This is a genomic window from Vibrio sinensis (assembly GCF_003605645.1).
Lineage (GTDB): Bacteria > Pseudomonadota > Gammaproteobacteria > Enterobacterales > Vibrionaceae > Vibrio > Vibrio sinensis.
The window spans coordinates 253,181-275,323 of record NZ_QVMU01000001.1 but is presented as its reverse complement, the minus strand read 5'-3'; the positions used below and the strand labels follow the sequence as shown (position 1 = coordinate 275,323).

16 protein-coding genes are annotated in these 22,143 nt (G+C 42.4%); 6 read left to right on the top strand and 10 right to left on the bottom strand.

The genetic code is table 11. The annotated features are described in order from the left end of the window. Window positions 1–234 precede the first annotated feature (234 nt). Window positions 235–681 carry a ribose 5-phosphate isomerase B gene (gene rpiB, locus DZ860_RS01050; RefSeq protein WP_120029055.1) on the top strand — a complete coding sequence of 149 codons (447 nt, stop codon included), beginning with the start codon at window positions 235–237 and terminating at the stop codon, window positions 679–681. Between the two features lie 99 nt (window positions 682–780). Here rpiB and DZ860_RS01045 read toward each other — a convergent pair whose 3' ends face one another. Then, on the bottom strand, window positions 781–1,164 hold the full coding sequence (locus tag DZ860_RS01045; protein WP_120029054.1) for a DUF2750 domain-containing protein: 384 nt from the start codon (window positions 1,162–1,164) through the stop codon (window positions 781–783). Between the two features lie 267 nt (window positions 1,165–1,431). Between DZ860_RS01045 and katG the strand changes: the two genes are divergently transcribed. Both katG and DZ860_RS01035 read left to right on the top strand, forming a co-directional pair. Then, window positions 1,432–3,615 carry a catalase/peroxidase HPI gene (gene katG, locus DZ860_RS01040; protein WP_120029053.1) on the top strand — a complete coding sequence of 728 codons (2,184 nt, stop codon included), beginning with the start codon at window positions 1,432–1,434 and terminating at the stop codon, window positions 3,613–3,615. Between the two features lie 201 nt (window positions 3,616–3,816). Then, the gene (locus tag DZ860_RS01035; protein ID WP_120029052.1) at window positions 3,817–4,398 is read left to right on the top strand and encodes an HdeD family acid-resistance protein; all 582 of its coding nucleotides are present in this window, start codon (window positions 3,817–3,819) and stop codon (window positions 4,396–4,398) included. Between the two features lie 107 nt (window positions 4,399–4,505). Here the strand turns inward: DZ860_RS01035 and DZ860_RS01030 are convergent, their stop codons facing one another. From DZ860_RS01030 to DZ860_RS00990, 9 genes are all read right to left on the bottom strand, one after another. Next, entirely contained in the window at window positions 4,506–6,704 is a 2,199-nt protein-coding gene (locus DZ860_RS01030) for an immunoglobulin-like domain-containing protein (protein WP_120029051.1), read from the bottom strand. Window positions 6,705–7,263: 559 nt separating this feature from the next. Continuing rightward, window positions 7,264–8,514 (bottom strand): cytosine permease, encoded by a 1,251-nt coding sequence (locus DZ860_RS01025; RefSeq protein WP_120029050.1) that lies wholly within the window; start codon window positions 8,512–8,514, stop codon window positions 7,264–7,266. A gap of 91 nt (window positions 8,515–8,605) precedes the next feature. After that, entirely contained in the window at window positions 8,606–8,992 is a 387-nt protein-coding gene (locus tag DZ860_RS01020) for an allophanate hydrolase-related protein (RefSeq protein ID WP_120029049.1), read from the bottom strand. A gap of 46 nt (window positions 8,993–9,038) precedes the next feature. Continuing rightward, complete coding sequence (gene arcC, locus DZ860_RS01015; RefSeq protein WP_120029048.1) at window positions 9,039–9,989, bottom strand: carbamate kinase; 951 nt, start codon at window positions 9,987–9,989, stop codon at window positions 9,039–9,041. Further along, window positions 9,986–11,413: a YlbE family protein gene (locus DZ860_RS01010; protein WP_120029047.1), complete on the bottom strand. Its 1,428-nt coding sequence runs from the start codon at window positions 11,411–11,413 to the stop codon at window positions 9,986–9,988. The genes arcC and DZ860_RS01010 overlap by 4 nt, the downstream gene beginning before the upstream one ends. Window positions 11,414–11,423: 10 nt before the next feature. Next, a complete protein-coding gene (gene fdrA / locus DZ860_RS01005; RefSeq protein ID WP_120029523.1) occupies window positions 11,424–12,968 on the bottom strand; it encodes an acyl-CoA synthetase FdrA in 1,545 nt (514 codons plus the stop codon). Between the two features lie 65 nt (window positions 12,969–13,033). Beyond that, window positions 13,034–13,879, bottom strand: coding sequence for an oxamate carbamoyltransferase subunit AllH family protein (locus DZ860_RS01000; RefSeq protein WP_120029046.1), 846 nt, complete (start codon window positions 13,877–13,879; stop codon window positions 13,034–13,036). Window positions 13,880–13,893: 14 nt separating this feature from the next. Next, the gene (locus DZ860_RS00995; RefSeq protein WP_120029522.1) at window positions 13,894–14,556 is read right to left on the bottom strand and encodes a cysteine hydrolase family protein; all 663 of its coding nucleotides are present in this window, start codon (window positions 14,554–14,556) and stop codon (window positions 13,894–13,896) included. 539 nt (window positions 14,557–15,095) lie between these two features. After that, a complete protein-coding gene (locus DZ860_RS00990; protein WP_120029045.1) occupies window positions 15,096–15,998 on the bottom strand; it encodes a LysR substrate-binding domain-containing protein in 903 nt (300 codons plus the stop codon). A 388-nt stretch (window positions 15,999–16,386) separates the two neighbouring features. On the opposite strand from DZ860_RS00990, the gene DZ860_RS00985 reads away from it, so the two are divergent. From DZ860_RS00985 to DZ860_RS00975, 3 genes are all read left to right on the top strand, one after another. Further along, window positions 16,387–19,965: an ATP-binding protein gene (locus tag DZ860_RS00985; protein WP_243641782.1), complete on the top strand. Its 3,579-nt coding sequence runs from the start codon at window positions 16,387–16,389 to the stop codon at window positions 19,963–19,965. Window positions 19,966–19,968: 3 nt separating this feature from the next. Further along, on the top strand, window positions 19,969–21,711 hold the full coding sequence (locus DZ860_RS00980; protein ID WP_120029044.1) for an EAL domain-containing protein: 1,743 nt from the start codon (window positions 19,969–19,971) through the stop codon (window positions 21,709–21,711). A gap of 129 nt (window positions 21,712–21,840) precedes the next feature. Next, complete coding sequence (locus DZ860_RS00975) at window positions 21,841–22,116, top strand: nitrogenase-stabilizing/protective protein NifW (RefSeq protein WP_120029520.1); 276 nt, start codon at window positions 21,841–21,843, stop codon at window positions 22,114–22,116. The last annotated feature ends 27 nt before the right edge of the window (window positions 22,117–22,143 follow it).

Below are 22,143 nucleotides of genomic sequence, written 5' to 3'. Positions count from 1 at the left end.
CCAATTTTTCTCGTTTTACGCATGACGCACAGTGTAGGGTATCGGTCTGCGTGGCGATTAATCTAACAACAAAAGTAAAAATAAAAAGCATCATAAATCACAAAAATAACAACACGACTAAAATCACACTTTTTCACCATGCACATATGTTGTTGATTTTTATGTTTTTATTTTTTTGATTGAATATTAATTCACCTGTATCATTACTGAAAGTTCACAAACATTGAGAGTTTTATGAAAAAAATAATAGCAATCGCTAACGACCATGTAGGAATTGAACTAAAATCTTGTGTCATTGAACACTTGAAAAAAAAAGAGTTCCAAGTCATCGATCTTGGAACTAACTCAACTGAACGAACAGACTATCCTCAATATGGAGTACTCGTAGCGAATGAAGTAACAACAGGAAAAGCCGATCTAGGCATTTTAATATGTGGAACTGGTGTAGGGATTTCACTGGCCGCAAATAAGGTGCATGGCGTTCGAGCCGTTGTATGTTCAGATCCTTATACTGCACAATTATCAAAGCAGCATAATGATACAAATATTCTGGCTTTTGGGGCCCGTGTAATTGGTTCTGAAGTTGCAAAGATGATCATTGATTGCTGGTTGGAAGCACGATTTGAAGGAGGTAGACACCTTACTCGAGTTGAACAAATATCAGCTATTGAAAACAACTAAAACATTTCTTTCCATAAAAAAGCCAGCTAAAAATTAGCTGGCTTTGGTTGTTTAATAAATATTTACCGCAAAGCAAACATTAGCAGCGTAAATAAACCATTATTTACGTTTTGTTTCACGAGTTCTTAGTTCGTGTTCAAACTCATCAGGGTAAAGAACAATACCCTCGCCTTGTTCATCAGGGAAAACAACCAGTGAAAGTTCATCTTCTTCTAAACCACGAGTCCAACGACTTTTCCATTTAGCCAAAGAGATAGGCTCGGCAGTAAAGCCTTCCCACTCACCGGTTGCCCACATTAATGCATGCTCTTCAGAGGGCCATACTGGAACGCACTCTTCATCTTCAGTATTCAATAAAACACTGCCATGTTCATCAATCAACAGCCAAATTTTCAGATCTGATACCACAGTTTTGAAAAAGATGTTGAAGCGTTCCATTGGATCTTTAGGAACAGATGGTGATACGGTTTTTTCAGAAGTCATTGAGCGCCTTTGCTTTCGTGAATCAATGATTAGTTAAGAGCTTCAGCATCTCTTAACCATAATTTCCCTCATTATAACCCCAATTCAGTCAATGTTTGCAGCTTAATCAACGCAAACTTACCATGCTGAATATTTGAACTGGTTCAAGGCCTCTCATGACTTGTGGTTAATACTAATAAAATCACTACTTAAGACTAGCGATACTACACTTCAATTAATCCTCGACTAGACTTAAGGCCAAAATGCGAATGAAATAAGGGGAAGTTAATGAGTAGCAATACATCGCGTTCAAAATGCCCAGTTCTACACGGCGCTAACACAAGCAATGAAAATCATCAGTTCGACTGGTGGCCAAAAGCACTAAACCTCGACATTCTTCATCAACATGATAGCAAAACTAATCCCATGGATAAGCACTTCAATTATGCTCACGAATTCGCAAAACTAGACTTAGAAGCGGTCAAAAAGGACCTGCTGCTATTTATGACGGATAGCCAAAGTTGGTGGCCGGCTGACTGGGGGCATTACGGCGGGCTAATGATTAGAATGGCGTGGCACTCCGCTGGTACTTACCGTGTCGCCGATGGTCGTGGTGGAGCCAGTAGAGGCAACCAACGTTTCGCACCAATTAATAGCTGGCCAGACAATGCCAACTTGGATAAAGCTCGCCGCCTGCTGTGGCCTATTAAAAGAAAATATGGCAACCAAATTTCATGGGCTGATTTAATTATCCTTGCCGGTACTATGGCCTATGAATCAATGGGGCTTAAAACATTCGGCTTCTCTGGTGGACGAGAAGATATATGGCATCCGGAAACAGATATTTATTGGGGCGCAGAAAAAGAATGGCTTCAAGAAAGTGGCGGAGAAAATAGTCGCTATCAAGGTGAGCGCGATTTAGATAACCCACTTGCAGCAGTAATGATGGGGCTAATTTACGTCAATCCGGAGGGCGTGGATGGAAAACCAGACCCGATTAAAACCGCCCATGATGTCCGAGAAACGTTCGCACGTATGGCAATGAATGATGAAGAAACCGTTGCTTTAACAGCTGGTGGGCATACCGTGGGTAAATGCCATGGTAATGGCGACTCGAGTAATGTCGGCCCAGAACCAGAAGCGGCGAGTATTGAAAATCAAGGTTTAGGTTGGATGAATTCTCTTTCACCGGGTGTTGGAAAATACGCGATCACGAGTGGTTTGGAGGGGGCTTGGACGACTAACCCAACTCAATGGGACAATGGCTATTTTCATCTATTGCTTAATTACGACTGGTGGGTAACCAAAAGTCCAGCAGGTGCATGGCAATGGGAACCTGTGAACATCAAAGAAGAAGATAAAACCGTCGATGTCGAAGACCCTAACATTCGTCATAACCCAATTATGACCGATGCTGATATGGCGATGAAGTTCGACCCTAAATATCGTGAAATCGCTGAACACTTCTATAAAAACCCAGACTACTTCTCTGACGTATTTGCGCGCGCTTGGTTCAAACTAACTCACCGAGATCTTGGCCCAAGAAGTCGATATTTAGGTGCTGACGTCCCAAGTGAAGTCTTGTTATGGCAAGACCCGATTCCAGAATCGGCAGATCCCATTGACGACAATGAAATCAATGCAATCAAAACCATGATTCTCGCTAGTGACCTGACTACTGCTGAATTAGCCTCAACCGCATGGGATAGCGCAAGAACCTATCGTGGTTCTGACCGACGTGGTGGTGCAAATGGGGGACGAATTTGTTTATCCCCACAACGCCAATGGCAAGGCAACGAGCCTGAGAGACTTGATCGAGTTCTAGCTGTATTACAACAAGTCCAAAACGCTAGTAAAACTGAAATGAGCATGGCAGATATGATCGTACTCGGCGGTAATGCAGCAATAGAACGGGCTGCGAGCGCCGCTGGCATGCCTATTTCGGTGCCATTCACCCAAGGACGCGGAGACGCAACAGAGGCAATGACCGATATAGATTCTTTTGCTGTTCTTGAACCTATTCATGATGGATACCGCAACTGGCTAAAGCATGACTATGTAGTCTCTGCAGAAGAACTTCTACTTGAGCGAACTCAATTAATGGGTTTAACCGCAGTTGAAATGACGGTATTAGTCGGAGGAATGCGCGTATTAGGAACCAATTATGCCAATTCGTCACATGGTGTTTTCACTGACAATATCGGTGCACTGAGCAACGATTTTTTCATTAATTTAACTGATATGAACAACCGTTGGCACCCAATTAATGGTGGTGAATATCAACTGATTGACCGTAATAGTGATCAAGTCAAATGGACCGCAACACGAGTCGACTTAGTATTTGGTTCTAACGCCATTTTGCGTTCCTATGCAGAACACTATGCACAAGACGACAACAAAGCAAAATTCGTCAATGATTTCGTCGCTGCATGGAACAAGGTAATGAATGCAGACCGATTCGATGTTCAGTAACTCACTGAATTGTTAAATATTAGCTTACTGGTAGAAGACTAGCTTTCAAGATACAGGTAGCGCGGAATGCATGATTTATTATAGTGCATTCCGCAACCTTTATTTATGGAATATATAGTTTTGCTTTAACAGGTTGTTACATTTCACAACATGCGTACATTAAGCTATAAGATGAACTAATTGAATATAAAGGAATTCCTGATGAGCGATAGTCAACAGAATATGGGCCAATCAGCTGGCCAGACACTACTTTCTAAAGGCTGGAAGTGGTTTGTAATTGTCGGCGTGTTAATCGCACTCGCAGGTCTAGGCGCAATTAACCTACCTGTGATAGCGGGTGTCACGATCACCACAATTGTTGGTGCTGTATTTTTATTTAGTGGCTTAGTTCAGGCGTATCACACATTTGGAATTAATGCTTGGAAAGACAAACTTTGGTATGTACTTAGTGCTCTGCTTTATATTGTCGGCGGTCTTTTCATCCTCTTCCAACCCTTAGCGGGTTTGGTCACAATGACCATGCTAATGGTTGTTGTAATGATGTTTAATGGTGCAACTCGTATGATTTTTGGTTTCCGCAGCAGTTCATTACCTGGTAGAAACTGGATCATTATAAGTGGTTTAATATCGCTATTAATTGGTGGTTACTTCTTCTCTATGTTGAACGATCCACAGTTCTCACAATCGCTCCTTGGCATTTTTGTTGGCGTATCTTTGCTCGCTGAAGGTATTAGTTTCATTTTCCTAGGTATGCAGATGAAAAAAGCGATGAGCCAGTTATAACAAATCACAAAACAACATTACATATACGACAATTAAAAAAGCCGCAGGCCATTGGCACTGCGGCTTATTAATGAATATTCCTTTACGACGACTGTAGGATCAGAATGTTATTTCTTAGTCCAAGCATCTTTCCAGTAAAGACTATCTGCTGGCGCATACGAAGCGCTTGAACACCAACCGGTATATGGCCAAGGCTTACATTCGTACAAACCATTGTCGCTACCTAACACAATGTCACCCGCTTGATAGTTGGTACCCGCTTGGAATGGAGGGTAGTCACCCGGAGGGGTCACTTCGCCCTCTGTTTTAACCGAAAATGGGGATGTAAACATGACCATTTCGCCCTCTTCAGTCACACCAACCACATCGAGAGAGTAACGTCCTTCTTTGGCATTAAAGATGTCTAATGTCATCTTACGGCTATCTGTTAGATTAACTTTAGCTTGGTTAACTACCGTACCAGTGCTGTCAATCGCACTCACCGTTACATCTAATGCTACGTTTGATGTCAACTCCAACGCAATTTGAACATCCCCGTTTACCGCAACATATTCAGACGCTAGGCCCGTCACTTTCATTTGTGGGTCAAGATCTGGATCTGGCGTTTCACCGCCACATGAGCTGTCTGATACTTTACGCCATACCCCCCACTCACCTGTTGTACCCGGCTCATCACCACGCGTCCACCAAGCGGCCTCCCAAGTTGCACCTTTATGAGAGGCTTGATCGCCTTCAACATAAATTGTCTCTTTGTCCCATGCATTCGCACAGTTAGTACCGTCGGTTACCGTAACAAGGCGCTTCACATTGACAGTTTGGTTTGCGCTGTCTGTGACGTGATAGTTTAACGTGTATGTATCCAATCGATTTACATCTACTACGCCAGAAACTTCGATAGCATCCGTTAAGTTGCCATCTTCTGCATCATTCGCCGTCACACCAGCTAACGAATCAAACGCGCTACCCAATAAAACCGTCGCATCTGATGCTCCATTAATAACTGGTTTTTGACTGTACACTTCAACAGTTCGCACTTTTGTTGTTTCATGTTCATCACTGTCTTGCACTCGGTAAGTTAATACGTAAGTACCAATTACACCGGTAGTAACTTGGCCTTCAACAACGATTGATGAAGTTAAATCTCCATCTTCTTTGTCAGAGGCTGTAACACCCGCCATTTCATCGAAAGCTGTGCCGTGAACGATACGAACATTATCTGCACCTTTGAAGATAGGCTCGCCGTCATTACTTGGTGGTGGCGGCGGTGGTGTTTGACCATGAACAAATGGGCCGTAGTCTTTAATAAACTGTTCGTTATACTCTTGACCGGCAGAGTTTGTGCCCATATCCCAGTTAATTGACCAAGTCATGACACCACGTAGAGGTTGACCTTGAGTCGTTAAACGTTCGAATGCGCTGTAAAGATCTTGAGGATCCTGGATGAAGCCCGTTGCCGCTGCATCAATACTCGATGGAATACCAAATACGAGCTTACTGTGTGGGATCTTATGGAAACCGCGTGTGCCGTTAATCAAAGAGTCTGAAATGTAGTAAATAAATTCTTCTTTTAGTGCATCATTGTTTTGCGCAATCCAACCTACACCGTCAATCCAAATACCGTCACCACCTTGGTTGTAGAACTGAGGGTTGATCCAGTCATAGTAGCCCTCTAGGTTATCGATATAAGGAACATACTTACCACCTGTTGTTAGGTAAGGAAATTCAGGTGCCATTGTAATTAAGAAGTTTTTACCTTGAGCACGGTAATGATCTTTAACCATACGTAACGCCGCAGGAATAACCGTTTGGTTATCTGCTGCCGTTACCGCCGCTTGTTCTAGATCGATATCCAATCCATCAAAACCAAAACGATCCGTCAAACGGATGATTTCATCTGCAAATGCGTGTTCATCACCAGCTTTTAGTTCAACGTGTGCATCCGCACCACCCAAAGCTAAAAGAACCGAACGCCCTTGCTTGTTCAGTTGTGAAATTTGGTCAATAAACTGTTGCTCAGACATGCCAATCGTTGGGTCTAAACGAAATGTAGGAATACGCCCCTCAGCCACATCAAAGACTTTCATAAATGAAACGTTCACGATGTTGTACATCGGGTTCACTTCCTCTAGCGTGACACAGGGAGCATTCCCCCCCTGGTAACCAGCGCCATCACACCAGTTGTGCCAGTAGCCTACAACAACACCAGCATCAGGATTGGTCATCTGAGAGCCATCCGCATAGGCCGCACCAGACATGCTTGCCATACCTATTGTTACCGCTAATTGAAGAACCTTACGTTTCAACATCAATCTACTTCCACTCAAATAGCCGTGCTTATCACAGCGTTAGGTTGGCTATTTTAGCGATGAATATTTTCTGGAAAAATACAGATTTTTCCTACAAACAAGCATTTAGATTTGATATGTGATTTTCTGTCATAAAAATGAGGAGATTATCGCCTTAGGTTTGACATCATTATGATTATAAAGAATTTATTTTCATTCCCTGACCGTCAAGAAGTAGTAATAGCCATAAATATGACGATTTACAGTGTAATTTGGACATGTGATGTTTATTTCGTTGGAAAATGAACAAAATAACTTGGAGTTTTGAACCTTTCCTTGGTTCTTTGAAGTCACTATGCCACTACATTTGGTTATACCTACTCTATGAGAAGAGGCATAACGAAAACGAGTGGCTCCGAGATTTGATTTGCCTAGAGATACTGTTCAGCCATCATAAATACAATAAAACGCTTACCCTTATTTGGATAAGCGTTTGATAATGTCGTTTATCTTACGTTAGGAAACAACAAACTCAACTTAATTAAGTGACAGTGTAACCCACTCGTTAATTCATGCATTACTAACGTGTTTGGACCGTTCCTTTTGCTGATTTATTGCGACATAGAAGCAAATAACCAATTGATGCAATCAGAATTGAATCCAGCGATGGGATTCCTGTTAGAGTAAATACGCCATTTACCGTTGCAAATCCGACAAGTGAACCTATTCCCCATGCAACGAACGTCATTGGTTTAATGGCCGCTTCTGATTCTAGTGCTGCTTCATCATAACCCTGACGACGATTCATAAAGAAGTCAGCAATATAGATACCTGCAATCGGTGGCGTCGCAATACCAAGGAACAATAGGAATGGAATAAACCATGCCATGATATCCATGCTACCAATGATCGTAGCTAACACACCCAGTGCTACCGTGATCTTCCATTTAGGGAAACGGGTCAACAAAGTTGATACAACAAGCGTACCTTGGAACATATTACCTGCATTACCTGTAACACAAGCAAACACAAGTAATACCGCCGCTGGAAGTGTCGTACCAATAACCGCCATCGCACCTAGAAGAGAACCTTCAGAAGTCATTGAACTCGGTACTGCACCAACAAAAAACAAGACCGGATAAGCAAGACCAAAAGTAACAATACCCGCAATAACAGCATGCTTACGGTTATGAACGAAGCTACCAAAATCGGGAGACGTAGCGACTAATACAATAATAGTACCAACAACCGATGAAACTGCTGCACCAAATGATAACTGCTGTACTTTTTCAATAACTTGAACTTCACTGCCCGTTGCCAAAAACAGAATGACAAACATCAGTACAACAATCACAGGGACAGCCACTTTTGATACTTTACCGAGCATTTCAAAACCGAATGCCGTTGAAGCTACGAAAATAACGCAACCAATCGCGACAAGTACCGGTACTGGAACTGATAAACCAAAACCAGACAATACATCTTGGACACTATGCCCAAACATGTTCGCCGTTACAGCAATCCAACCGAACAAGCTAATGGCCATGATCACGTTAATCGCGATCGCACCTTGATTACCAAAAGAGAATTTAACGATACCATAGGTAGGAAGGCGGGCTTTTTCACCGATGCAGATGTTAATCACGGCTAACACAGTCAAAATCAAACTACCGACTGCAATAACCATTGCAGCATTGCCTAATTCAAGTTGGCTACCCAGACTAGAAGATGCCAATAAAACAGGGGTAACAAGGATGCCAAGTAGAATCATGGCAATCTGAAAACCAGAAGCGGTATTCGGAGCGTCATCACTTTTTCTATTATTACTCATAATTCAAGACCTTATGTTTTTTATTGTCGTTTCCAGTCACCACCGTTAAGCATTAAAAAGTGATGCTAACATGGTGACTGGAATGCAGAGGTTAGCTCAATGCTTCTGTGTATTTACGCCATCCACCGGTGTGCGTGATTTCTTGTTGACCTTCAACTAAACAAGGCTCACCCAACACGCCAAGGACTTCAGTACCATCAGCCAAAATGACCTTACCGATTGATAGGCCAGCTGGTTCATTGCTTAGTACTGAAGCAAATGCTTCCATTGGCAATGACCAAATTTCAAGATCAACAGAGTTGTTCTCTTCTGTTGTGCGGATCATTGCTGGGTGATCATCATTGATAGACCATAAGCGGTAATGCTTATCCGTCACGTCTTCGCGAACAAATTCAGCGCCAACGTTAGTTAAGTTTGGATTTAGTTTTAGGCCACGCATCAAGGTGCCATTAACCGCAAGTAGAGTTGTTGTAGACATGTTTTTCTCCAAAACGGCCCTATATTAAAGGCCAAATAAATTTAAATTAGTGACGAATCCAAGTGCCTGTTTTTCCATCAAACGCTCGTAAAAGAGTATTGGCCTGGGTAATCAAACCCGCGCCTTTCGGGTTAGCCGCCACAAATTGCAGCAAAGCTTGAACTTTAGGTTTCATTGATCCCTCACCAAACTGACCATCATCACAAAGACGTTGAGCTTGCTCTGGTGTCAGGTTATCGAGCCACTGTTGATTGGGTTGGCCAAAATTAATGGCCACTTTCTCTACGCCAGTAGGAATAATAAGCATGTCCGCATTTAGCTTTTCAGCCAGCAGTGCCGAAGCCACATCCTTATCAATCACGGCTTCAACACCCGTTAAATTACCCAGTGCATCGCGCTCAACAGGAATGCCGCCACCACCACATGCAATGACAAGCGCTCCACTTGAAACTAGGTGTTCAATACTTGATAGTTCAACGATTTCAAGCGGCTTCGGGCTCGCGACACAGCGACGCCAACCACGGCCAGAATCTTCCATGATGCTCCAACCTAACGTCTCAGCGCTTTTTTCAGCCGTCTCTTGGCTCATAAAAGAACCGATTGGTTTATTCGGCTTTGCAAATGCTTCATCGTTACTATCCACACAAGTTTGCGTAACTAGCGAAACCACTGGGCGAGAAATCGCACGACGATTCAATTCATTAGTGAGGGCTTTTTGGAACATATAACCAATCGCACCTTGTGTATCACCAACGGCATAATCAACAGGAACCGGAGAAACCTCATGTTCTGCTAACTCTGAACGGCGCAAGATAAAACCGACTTGAGGGCCGTTACCATGAGTGATAACCAAGTCCCAACCACGTTCAATCAAGTCGACTAAGTAACCGACATTGTTTTCAACGGTGCGGTACTGATCTTGAATCGAGCAATGATCGTTATCATCAATCAGAGCGTTACCACCAAAGGCAATAACGGCTAATGGGCGTTTATTCATAGTGTCACCTGCTCTGCGCGACGCTGTTCTAATTCACGTAGTGCTTCAACAAAACACTGCATTGGAGCGGTGGTGATACCTGCACCAATTTGTCCAACACCTGCTTGCTTATGTGCAATACCCGTATTAATAATTGGCAATACACCGTTGTCGACCACTTTACGGGCATCTATGCCTGCCGCCGTTGGCGCAAAGTTTAATGCTGGCAGCGTAAACGCAGGGTTACCGCCAAGCGTGATCGCTTGCATTGCACGGCTGTTATTGGTCGCATCGTTTGGCGTTCCACCAACAAATTTCACGATTGCCGGTGATGATGCCATCGCAAAACCACCCACACCTGCGGTTTCAGTAATCGCACTATCACCAAGGTCAGCCGCAGCATCTTCAACGCCAAATCCTGGGAAGAACAATCCATTCACAGGATTCGCTGGCGCTTGGAACCATTGCTTACCAGTACCCGATAGCTGAATACCGAAGTTGACACCATTACGTGCCATTACCGTAACCATGGTGCTGTTTTCAACGTTTTCTGCCGCTTTTAACATGCTTTTACAAGCAGCCATCGACAGATTAAGGAAGAAGTGGTCGTTACCCGTAATAAAGCTGATGACGCGTTTTAATTGATCCTGAGGAAGATCTGTCGATAGCAGTGCAGGAATCAGTTGCTTCATTAACAAGCCTGTCGCTGCAGCGTTGCGGTTATGAACTTCATCACCCATATGCAGTGCTTGAGCCATAATAGGTTTAAGCTCTAAACCCTCCATTTCACGCACAGCGACTTTCATGGCTTGTGCAAGTTCGCTGCCCATCCACTCTAAACGTTCAATCACATCACTGTTGTTAGCACCGAAACGTAAAACCTTACCTAAACCTTCATTAAAGTTACTAAAAACGCGCTCAGGGCCCTGTTCCGTTTGGTTTTCGACTACCCACACAGGCATAGAGCGGCTAATGATACCGGCCATTGGCCCTACTGCGTTGTAGTGATGACAAGGTTCAAACTTCACATCGCCCGATTCAATCATCACGCGCGCTTGTTCAATGTCACTCGCCCATCGTTCAAATACGATGGCACCAAGAATGGCGCCTTGCACAGGACCGCACATCCCCTGCCACGCAATCGGTGGACCAGCATGCAAAATTAATTTACGCTCAGCCAGTTCAGGCATTGCTTCACCCGCCAACATGACGTCGACAAGCGTTGGCTGAGCAGCCAAATAACGATTCATCGCAACTTGGTTGGCTTGTTCGATATCAGCTTGATTGGTTAGCCCAGCCAGAGCCATCCCACCTTGTTTATCACCACTACCAGGTGGTTGCCAGTTCATTGCTACCGCCGAGCCACCAGCACGTTCTATATTGGTTGCAAAACTGGTTAAGCCAGCGTTAAGGACAGTCAGTTTTTGGTTAAATAGAGCTTTCATTCTGCTTTCCTTATTGGTTCTGCTGATTAATGATCAGGGCAGCAAACTCGGCGGCTTGTGCGTTGCAATCTGCAACAATAACGCCTTGGTCTGTTAGCGCTTGGTTGATCAAGTCGCGTGATTGAGGGTCGATATCCGTTCCACAAACATGGGCAATAAATACCGGTAACTGGCTTCGCTCTTTCTTAAGCTGTTCAAGGACAGTCAAAAGTTCTGCTAATGGTTGCTCTGAAGCGCCATAGCCAAGCACTACATCAAACAAAATAACTGCAGTTTGTGGGTCACTAGCATCTTGTAAGATGCGTTGGTTACGCAGTGTCGGGTCAATCATTGGATGTGGACGACCTTGTGTGAAAGCATCATCTCCTAAATCAACGATGGTATTACCCTGGCTCTGCCAAACATCATCCAACAAGCCGTAAGCCGCAACTGGCGTATTGGAATAACCCGGAATACCCGCTTGATGACAAATAAGCTGCGCTTCAAAACAGAAGGTGCCGCCGGCAAAAACACCACGTACATAGCGCTGTTGCGACGTCAACTCTTGGGCTGCTGCAAGCACATGATGAGTAACTTCTTGAGAGATCGCCTCTGGCGCTTCAACAGGTTGTCCATTTAGTAATGCCACCGCGACTTCTGCTGAATGAGCAAGGGTTTGAGCAGGATAAACCCCCTCACGTTGAATACTGTCGCTTGGTGCTCCAAGGAAATGAACGACCACTGGTTTCTCAGTGGACTGGGCGACTTGCAAAATACGTTCAGCAATAACTTGAGCTGGTGGCTTAGAAATCAATACAATAACTTTGGTTTGCTCATCTTCAATCAGAGCTTGCAAGCCTGTCAGCATTGAAATACCACCAATATCTTGGTGCAAATCATGGCCGCCGGTGCCTAACGCTTGAGAGATACCCGAACCCAGTTGATGTACGCGACATGTTGCTTCTTGCAAACCTGTACCGGATGCCGCAACAATACCAATATGACCTTCACGCACGACGTTAGCAAAACCAAGTGGAATACCATTGACAATGGCGGTACCACAATCGGGTCCCATCACCATCAACTGCTTTTCCGCAGCCAATTGTTTGATTTTCAGCTCGTCTTCAAGTGATACGTTATCACTGAACATCATGACGTTAAGGCCAAGATTAAGTGCTTTGATCGCTTCTGCCGCTGCGTATTCACCGGGTACCGAAATTAATGCAAGGTTCGCTTCTGGAGTATGTTCTAAACCAAGAGCAAAACTCGTCAATGGCTGAACGTAGTCACTCGCAGAGCCTGAATCCGTTTTACGTGTTGTCAGCTGTTTATGGGCGAGCAAAATCGCTTGCTCGCAGGCTTCTTCTTCGCCTTTAACTGCAATCACGAGATCATTTGGTTTGGCACTAATATCTGAACCGAAACCAGCGTCCGCCATACGAGTCAAGTTAGCCTCTGTACCCATGACGACAGAAGCCTCTTCGATACCATCGAGCTTATTGAGCTGTGCGGATAATTGCATCAGAGAAACAGAATCCTGATACATATTTTCAAACGCTTTATATTTAATTGCCATATAAATAACCAAGTTGTTTTGCGCTGTTGCCATTTATAAGTTGTTTTTAACAAAAACATTCGACTTCAAAATAACAACTCTTCTACGCCATATAAAATACCTGAAATGATATCTGCGCCTGAGCTAGACCCTATTTCAAGTACATCGTTTAATGCTTTATCTACATCGATATCCGATGAAGAATGAAATAATGAGTACACTAACCATTGCACTGGTTGAGAAAAATCCCCGTCCAAAGCTTGTGCCAAATAATGTCGACTGACATCGGTTGTTTGATGCCACCTCGTTTGAATGGCCTTTGTTAACTCATTGAGTACCTGACTAAACTGGTTATCGAGCTTATTCGCTTGATGTAACACAGCTAAAATGCCACAAATAAAGTCATCCCCTGATGGGGTTAATCCATCTCCTTTGCCGATATTGTCAACCACTCGGCTTGGTGAATGTAAAAATCCTTTATCGAACGTCAGGTGTAAATAAGACAAATAGTCTGATTTATTTTTTATTGTTATCTTTGGCAATTTAATGTTTATATATTTTATTAAACCTACCTCAGATATTTTGCTATTTATTATTAATTGTTCTTTTTCATAACGAAGAATAAGCGGTGGATTTTTCCAAAACTTCGCACTTCGAGTCTCTATATTACAAAGCGGATTTGAGGGGAATCTCAATATTCCACCACGAAAATAGACTCGCTCCCCTACCTTAAGTTGGCGAAAGCCAGGTTGCATTGATAACGCAACTCTATATCCACAAGGTGTGTTTGGAAGCGTGTAATCAAGTAAGGAAACCCATGGTATAGACGCATCATTGGTAATGATATTGATGGCTTTATCAAACACGCTGTGAATTTGGCCATCGAACGCCCACTCCGGACACTGGTTTCCTTTTTCTATAGCGAATATCACCGCTTAATCATCAATTACTTAATCGCTTCAATGATATCTTTTGAGTGCGACACCCAACCGAAAATACCACCTTGTGCTTTAATCATATCTAATGCGTACTTTTGGAACTCTGGGAAGTATGAACCTACGCAATCTTCAGGAATGATACACTCATAACCACGGTCGTTTGCTTCACGAACTGTCGTCGTCACACAGACTTCAGTTGTTACGCCACAAACAATCAAGGTTTTGATATGGCGCGTTTGAAGAATAAGGTGAAGATCCGTTTGATAGAATGCACCTTTACCCGGTTTGTCGATAATAGGCTCGCCTGCCACTGGGTATAATTCAGGGATGATGTCATGCCCCTCTTCACCACGAATCAAGATGCGTCCTTTAGGGCCCATTTCGCCAATAAACGTTTTACCGCCACGAGTAAGCTTTGCCGCTGGGCAATCAGTAAGATCAGCACGGTGACCTTCGCGAGTATGGATGACCATCAAACCCATTTCACGCGCAGCTTCAAGCACAGCCATACAAGGTTCAATTGCTGTACGCACCAGTGACACATCATTACCAAGCGCTTCGCCAAAACCGCCTGGTTCAACGAAATCACGTTGCATATCAATCATAACGAGCGCGGTAGTTGCAGGATCAAATTCTAGGGCGAAAGGTTCAGCATTAAATGACTTAATCATAATTATCATACCTTTTGTTATCGGTTTTAGTTGACGCATCAGTGCGTTCACCAAGATATTAAATGCTCTATTAGTACAAAAAAAGTGAGAAAATTAAGCACCAATCATCAAATTATTTGACCCGTTGAGCTAAAGCTAAGACCTCCATCACAAACACCCCGGAGTTGCTGCTGATAAAGAGATAAATAACAGCCAAAATTTGTTATACAACGAGATTTTTGGACTGAATCATCAAATTCTCACCACATAAAAGTATAAAAAATGAGACCTTGGTTGGTATAGATTACGAATGAAGGTTAAAGATAGGTAGCAAAAGAGGGAAAGTTGCAATTCACCTTAATTTCAGTGAGATAAATCACAAATTCATTTAACAGTGCACTTTCAAATAACGAGGGAAAATAGATAACACGTTGACGAGGCGTATACAAAAATACGATTTACTAACATCTACTTAGGCGATAATTCATCACGGGAAACATAGCTTCAAATCGTGTAAGACCTTGAAAGACAAATGCGGCACTTAGGCCGCACAAGAAACATCAATTATGCCAGTTGAATTTGTGTTCATTATCAACCAGATAGTTAACACACCAATTGAGCACAGGACTTTCTCGCTGAGCATGCCAAGCATAAAAAAGTTGCGTCGGTTGTTTGTGCTCAACTATCGCCTTTTTAATCACGTGCCCTTGATTGAGGTGTTCTTTAATTCGATGATGTGGGATATAACCAATACCAATTCCGCTTTCAATCATATTAATCGCGGTTGTTAATTCCGGGGCATAAATCACCTGCTGTCCGGTTAAAGACCAGGTGTCTTGTGGTGAAATATGTAATGAAGTGTCTCGAACGACAATCACTGGATAACCGCGTAATTCTTCTGTTGTTAGGATACCGACGTGTGTTGCCAGACTGTGTGTTTGTCCCACAATAAAGTCCCACTCAACGCTCCCGATAGCATGGTACACAATACCCTCCAGTTTTGGGGCAGAATGAGGCGCCCCAATAACAAGATCTGCTCGGCGAGAATAGAGTGCGTCCCAGCAACCATTGTAGACTTCGGTTTTAATACTTATTTGTGTTGCGGGAAATTGCTGATTCAATTGACTGACGAGTTCGATAATACCTTTACGATTAATAATATTATTAATCGCAATATCAAACGAAATATCAACCCCGCGACTGATCATCGTACTATTTCGAACTAACTCTTCGAATGAATCCAGCATCCAACGACTTTGTTCAATAAAATATTGCCCTGCGGGTGTTAACTTAACTTGACGCCCAGTTCGGTCAAACAAAGTAAAACCCAGCTCTTGTTCTAGCTTTTTAACCGTGTAACTCACCGCGGATGGCACCCGGTTGAGCCTTTCTGAAGCAATAGCGAAACTACCAGAATTGGCGATAATATGGATGGTTTTCAATGATTCTTTTGATAATGGCATACGCTATACTGTCTCCGACAAGGTAAGTCAGTATAAATGATCCCAGTTAAAGAACGTAACATTTTCAAATCAGAGTCTCATTTAACAATAGAGTGCTACAAACCTGACAATCGACAAAATCTTTTGCACTTATCGATTATAATTATCTATCTACTTTTCTTGATTTAAATTTTGATAACTGAATGACCATAACTGCCAGCCTTATTGCATAAGGGCTTGCTGATGAAGTGACCCAAAGTTCTTTAGAAATGGTCACTCATGTTATGCATGCTAATTAAACAAAACACCGTAAAAACATGATGCAGATCCCAAAATCGTCTTGGTAACCCCTATTGCTGCTGGTAATATCGCCTCCCTTTTTGTTTCACCCCTTAGATAAAGATAATACGTGCGCAAATTACTAGTACTAACATTGCTGTTATTCCTAAGCGGATTTTCTGCTATTGGCTTCGCTCAAACAGAAAATACTAATGAGCAACAACGTACACTAATCGTCGGGATGCCTAGCGAGGTTTGGCAACCATACTGGGGTGGAATTGATAAACCATCTGGGCTTTATCACAAATATTTAGTCGCTGTCTCCGAAGCGATTGGTGTACAAATCGTTTATCGTGGCTATGACAGTTTTGAAGACCTGTTTACGGCCCTTGAAAACCATGAAATCGATATCACGATTGGCTTTGCACATACAGAAAAACGAAAAGCTCGCTTTAACTTTTCGCTCCCACTATTTAACTTAAAAAAAGTCGCTTGGGTTTCAGATGCATCCCTACTCAAACACCCTCCATCATCGTGGAATTGGGTATGTATTGAAAATGGAGCAGAGTGTGATGTAATCAAAAAGTTAGGTGCTGAAAAAATCAATTACGCATCTCGACTCAATGTCGCGGCACAAATGTTGAAACATAATATAGCGAATGCCACCGTCACCACCGTTATGGAGGTAAGTCAGTACATATTACAGCCTGAGCATTCTTCAGGCCGAGTTGTCACGGATTATGATTTAGGTCGCAATTATATTGGGTTGATGATGGCTAAAGATCGTGATGACTTAAAAAAAGAAATAGACCAAGCCATCACTGTTAATCAATTAGAATTCGAGAGCATTAAACTCTCAAACGTCTATTTACTGAATGATCAAACGCACTGGCAATTACTGCAGCACCAACAGGGCTCCAAGACCATTCGCTATACTATTTCAGAAAATGCGTATCCGCTCTCTTATCGAAACCCTAAGACTAAACAACTCTCTGGGTACATACACGATCTTCTCAAATTAATGGAAAATAAAAGCCTATTTCATTTTGAATATATCCCAGCTAATAATCGGGATATTGAAGAAATGCTGGCTAATGGACTCGTTGATATTTTACCGGGTAGAAGCATTCACGATATCAACACAAAGAAATACCTTAGCACAACGCCATTTACTGATATTAATCATGCATTTATAGAGACGAGAGCACCATACAGCCAACGTCGTTTGGCGCTGTTAGATCGTACAGGTACATTAACCAAAGAAATTAAATTGCTTCGAGAAATCGAGGACCTTGTTGTTTACAATCGCTCATCACTACTATTAAAAGATATTATTGCTGGGAAAATCACCCATGCACTTGTCGATCAAGATATTGTCGATAATCATCTCTATCATAATTATGAGATGCTTTTCCGTGTAGTCCCTAAACCTGAACAATTTGAGTTCACTACGCCTCTCGCGATTCAAATGCGAAAAGATTCGCTCTATTTACACAATATGCTCAATAGCTTATTAGAGATTACATCTAGAGAAGAAATCTGCGCACTACGGAACGACCACGCTCAGTTACTTATTCACTATGGCTATAACAAAGATATCGTTTGGTCTTATGTTTTACTAGCTGGACTAGCAGCAGCACTATTGACCATTGGCGCCGCAGCTATTGTTTATAAGCTAATTGGGCATTTAAAAAGCACACAAACAATCAATCGCTTGTCACAAAAAGAAATTCATTGGTTATCAACCTTACTTGATAGCATGCCGAGTATTATTTTTATTACCAATAATAAAAACCAAATCATTTTTAGTAATGAGGCATACAAATCACACTATGAACAATGCAAAGTTAGCTTAAGTGACTGTAGTGGTGCACACTGCAAGCTCGTCAGTTCTGCGATTGAACTTGAAAGCGGCTGTATATTGACTAATCACAACGATTGTTGCCCATGCAATGAACGTTATTTTCAGGTTCGCCACCAAGACATTGTCCACCCAGAGCTTGGTGGCAATCATCGAATGACGATTGTTGATGACGTTACCGATGAAAAAATTCATGAACAAGAACTGAGTGAATCTAATCAAAGGGCAATGCAAGCGATTGAAGCACGGAACCAGTTTTTGGCAGTCGTAAGCCATGAACTACGAACTCCTATTGCTGCGATGATGGGTCTGATGGAACTGCTGCAATTCAACTTAACAAACCCACAGAACGCTGAATTACTAAGAAATGCTATTCAATCAGCTCAGCGACTTTCTTCGCAGGTTAATGACATCTTAGATTTCTCTAAAATTGAAGCACAGCAATTGCAGCTTAATATTCGTGGGTGCAATATCTACCATGAGTTGTGTCCAACATTACGTAGTTTTGACGCGACTGCGCTATTAAATAACGTTGAATTTGTTCTCGATTGGAAGCCAAGTAACATTGTAACGGCGAATATGGATGCCCTACGTGTCAATCAGGTCATCATCAACGTATTATCCAACGCGCTGAAGTTTACTAAACAGGGATCTATTCATGTCACCATCATTGTCGATGCAAAGCACATCACAATCACTGTGACTGATACTGGCTGTGGGATGAGTGAATCTCAATTAAGCACTGTTTTTGAACCTTTCGTTCAAGCAGAAAAAGACATTAGCCGACGATTTGGTGGCACAGGTTTAGGAATGAGTATTACTAAAAACTTACTCACCTTGATGAACGGAGATATCACGATGACGAGTAAACTCGATCATGGCACAACGGTAACTTGCCGACTTCCAATCGAAGGACACCCTTTGAACGTGCAGGATAACTTTGTTCAAATGCCATCATGTCCCGCAAGTCAACAATGGCTTAGTCTATGGCAAGGTAAAGAGAATACACTCTCAGCAGAAACTCATCTGCCAGCAGAGACTGCTCAGCCACAATTTGCGAATCTCTACCCAGATACATTATTTGATGCTCTTGGTGGACAAAATAACGACCTAGCCTCCGATATTGATAAACGCGTTGTTGGTATCAGTGGTCATGTCTTAGTCGCGGACGATGATAATATCAACCAAATGTTACTAAGACGTCAGTTGACCCTACTAGGGGTTCAATTCCATATCGCGAGTGATGGCGTTTCAGCATTAGAATACCTCACAGAACATGCTCATGATGTGGATTTGGTGTTGACCGACTGTCATATGCCTCATATGAATGGTTTTGAGTTAACTAAAGCAGTGAAAAGCCAACATGAACTGTTTGGGGATATTCCCGTGATTGGGTGTACAGCTGAAGACAGCCGTACCATGTCCGAAAAAGCGACGTTATCTGGCATGGACCACGTCATTTATAAGCCTTATACGTTCAACCAACTCAATCGAGTTCTATCGCTATACTTGAAAACTGAAAAAATAAAACAACCGAATGACCCGCGATTTAACTGGCTTAAGCAAGGAACACCTGAAGAACAGTTAGAAATGGCCATTGTTGTTCGTGACTCCTTTACTAAAGAAATTCAGTCACTTAATAATGAAAGCAAAGAGACAAGCCATATAATCCATCGGATTAAAGGTTCATCTGCAGTATTGGAAATACAGCCACTTATCGAACTCACAACTCGATATGAGCAAATAAAAGATGAACAACAGCAATTAGCGCTTAAGCACGAGATTTTGGCGGAATTAAAAATGATTAACTTACATGTTGAGCATTGGTTGCTCACTCAGGATTGCTAACTGATGAATATACTTATTATAGAAGATGACCCGATCCAAGCGACTAAGCTTAAGCTCTCATTACGTTCATTAGGCTATACCGATGTAATCTGCGCATCTGATGCCCATACGGCTCTAGATATATGCCAAAACCAAACTGTAGATTTGATTTTTTGTGATATCAATTTACCTAAAGTCGATGGCGTCCATTTTTTAGCGACACTATCTCGCTATTCATCAGATATTGGAATTGTGATCCACAGTGCAATGAGAGAAAACGTCATTGAGCTCACGGCAAACATGTGTTCAGCAGCGGGATTCACTTTCGTTAAGAAAATGGCTAAACCCCATACTTTGGAGACACTCGCCAAAATTCTTCATAAGTTTGAAAGCTGCCAAACGCCCTCAAGCGAAGAGACGACCAATATTGTATTAAGCGAAGAGGAAGTAAACGAAGCGTTTGAAAAAGGCTGGTTTATCAACTATTACCAACCTCAATTCCGTGCGCAATCTCACCAGGTTATTGGTGTCGAAGCTCTCGTTAGATGTTTACACCCTAAATATGGTGTACTAACGCCGATCAGCTTCTTAGCGACCATTACATCCATGAAGTTACTTGACCAACTATTTTGGGTAGTAAGTGAAAAAAGTATTGCGGCCATTTCCCACTTTAGTGAGGAACTCAACCTTTCGATTAATGTCAGTCAATCGAACTTGGAAAAGAATATCTGTGATGGTTTACTTTCCCTTTGTGCTAAATATCAGTTCAATCCAACACGTTTAATTTTGGAATTAACTGAACATGAAGCCTATGACTATAGCGTTGATTCCCTATCTAATTTGGCGCGCTTAAGCATGCATGGTATCAACCTCTCTATTGATGACTTTGGTACTGGTCATGCATCCCTTAGCCAATTAACTTTATTGCCTTTTACTGAGCTCAAAATCGATCGTCGCTTTATTAAAGATTTAAGCAACAACTACTGCAACCAGCAATTAACCAGTATGTGTATACAACTTGCACACTCTCTTGGTTTACATTGCATTGTTGAGGGTGTCGAAGATGAAGAGACACTAACGTATCTTGAAAATCTTGGTATCGATAGTTATCAAGGCTTCTACGCCTCGAAGCCACTTCCGATCCCTGCGCTTAGAGCCTTTATTGATAAACAAACAGTGGAATGCAAACCAAGTCACGACCAAGGTATCACTTGGCATGCGGAAATATACAGTTCGGATTCGGCATCACAGCACTCGATTACAAAAACCATGGAAAAAAGTGAGCTGTTTAGATCCACCAGCGCGTCAAAAAATCTCACCTGTCTATTAGACCGATTTGACGAGCAAAATATCGACCTACTCGTGATCGATGTTGATTTCCTTGATAGCGATTTACCGAACGTTTATACCTTACTTAAGTCGACCAACTTCATGGGATCAATCTGTTTGCTGGAGGGGAATAAATCGCTTGATAGTGAGATGCTTAGCGGCTCTTACCACTGTTTTATCGCAAGTAAGAACCCACGCTATATGCAAACTATCATTCACACTCTTTCTGAGCGTGAGAAGTCGAATATTGGCAGAATTTACCAATTGCTCTCAACTCAAGAGTTGAATGTAGCCAATATGCTCTTAAAAGGCTTTAACAATAAAAAAATAGCATATGAGTTAGACCTAAATGAAAAAACCGTAAGCACTTACAAAACACGAGTTTTTAAGAAGTTAGAGATTGAATCCATCATCGAACTGGCTCAATACAAATTGTAACAGCCCTTTTCTAGGAGATGAACGGTTCTGAATACGAAAAACTCAAGTCTGAGATCAAGTTGAACCATATCAAAGAAGTCAATGCATGGCTCATCTATGCTAGGCGAAATTTCGTTTAGCATAATGACCATGAGCCAAATTGATATCCAACAGAAGATCGCCAGTTTCACTTGTATTGAAGAAGCGCTCGACTATTTTGACATTGGCTTTGATAGTCGTTTTATCAATGAAAATCGCATTCAACTCGTCAAGCGTTTCAATGGCTACCTGCTGCTCACGAAGCCTGATGACTGGTTCTCTGCACGTCGGGCGCTAAAAAATGCTTACTGCAAAGTGCAACGTAGCTTGTTAGATAAGCACACTCGCTCTGCGTGTCGTGGATGTACATCATGCCAACGCCGATGATCTCTCTGTATTTTTACTATTCCCAGC